The 1,627-nt window shown below is 59.2% G+C and carries 1 protein-coding gene; it reads left to right on the forward strand.

Annotated elements, in window-relative coordinates:
- The first annotated feature begins 113 nt into the window (after positions 1-113).
- Entirely contained in the window at positions 114-1,550 is a 1,437-nt protein-coding gene (locus AWB74_RS44390; protein WP_235024961.1) for an IS5 family transposase, read from the forward strand.
- The last annotated feature ends 77 nt before the right edge of the window (positions 1,551-1,627 follow it).

The following is a 1,627-nucleotide window of genomic DNA, read 5'->3' on the forward strand; positions in this document are numbered from 1 at the left end:
CTTGCAGAATGGCGCGAAGCCAGGCGCGGCTTGCGAATAGGGGCAAATAGAGGGTTGCGGAACTCCCAGTTTCAATATGGAATTGGCCTATCTTCTGGGAGTGAGAAGCGCCGATGAGCACACCGGATTTCTTCCGCAGCCGCCTGGATGCGATGATCGATATGCGGCATCCCCTGGCGGTCTTGGCGAACCGGATGCCATGGACGTCGATAGAGGCGACGTTGACACCGATCTTTGAGCGACGTGCTCGCGAAGGTCGGATAAGCTCGGAGATTGATCTGTTCGGCACGGCATCCCAACTGGCCGGTGCAGGCCTCAGCGCTGCCGGACGTCCGCGCCTGTCGATCCGGCTGATGGTCGGGCTGCTCTACCTGAAGCACGCGTACAACGAAAGTGATGAATCGGTTTGTGAGCGCTGGGCACAAGACGTGTACTTCCAGTTCTTCTGCGGCGAGGAGTATTTTCAGCCGCGCATGCCGTGCGATCCGACGAACCTCGTGCGGTTTCGGCAGGCGCTGGGCGAAGCCGGCGTCGAGGAGTTGCTCGCGACGACAATTGCAACGGCCGTGCAAATGAAAGCAGTGAGGCCGGCGGAGTTCGAGCGCGTGATTATCGATACGACGGTCCAACAGAAAGCGATTGCCTATCCGACTGACAGCCGATTGCTGGAAATAGCGCGAGGCAAACTGGCAAGGCTCGCGCAACGTGCCGGATTGACACTGAAGCAAACCTACGAGCGAGAGGGGAAACAGTTGCGTCGCCGCGCCGGTGGCTATTCGCATGCGAAACAGTTCAAGCGACTGCGCCGGGTGCTCAAGCGTCAGCGCACGATACTCGGACGATTGCTGCGCGACATCGAGAGAAAGTTATCGAACGCATCCGCCGAGCAACAGGCGTCCTTGTGCATCTGGCTTGAGCGCGCCTGGCGTATCTGCCGCCAGCGGGCGAAGGATAAGCACAAGCTCTACGCGCTTCACGCGCCAGAAGTGGAATGCATCTCAAAAGGCAAGGCTCGCCAGCCCTATGAATTTGGCGTCAAGGTAAGTCTCGCGATCACGGAGAAGCAAGGCCTTATCGTCGGTGCCCGCTCGTTTGCGGGCAACCCGTATGACGGGCATACCCTGGCCGGACAACTTGAACAAACGACCATCTTGCTTCAGGATCTGCCGGGCGTATCGAAGCCGAGGACCGTGCTGGCCGATCTTGGTTATCGTGGTGTGGATGCCGAGATCGCGCCGGTACAGTTGATTCACCGAGGTAAACGCAAGACGCTAAGCAGTACAAAGCGACGATGGTTAAAACGTCGCCAAGCGATAGAACCGATCATCGGGCATGTGAAGCAGGACCACGGCATGCAGCGTTGCTGGCTAAAAGGACAAACCGGCGACGCATTGCACGCCGTGTTGTGCGCAGTGGGCTACAACCTACGCTGGTTGTTGCGTGCCATTGTTCGTCTGGGGCTTGGCCCCCTGTTGCTTGCACTTGCGTGGCTGCGCTGCGTGCCGGAGATATGGCAGGAAGCCTTGCCCGCACCTCCCGCAACTGCCTGAGTTGGCGGAGTGCGGCGGAAGTCGGTCGACCGCCGGAAAACGTCCGCGATGGAAATCGAATTTTGCAGGTCGGACTA

This window comes from Caballeronia arvi, from assembly GCF_001544695.2.
Taxonomy (GTDB): Bacteria; Pseudomonadota; Gammaproteobacteria; order Burkholderiales; family Burkholderiaceae; genus Caballeronia; species Caballeronia arvi.

Coding starts and splice junctions, on each gene's coding strand:
- AWB74_RS44390 (WP_235024961.1), top strand. CDS start 114: ATGAGCACACCGGATTTCTTCCGCAGCCGCCTGGATGCGATGATCGAT.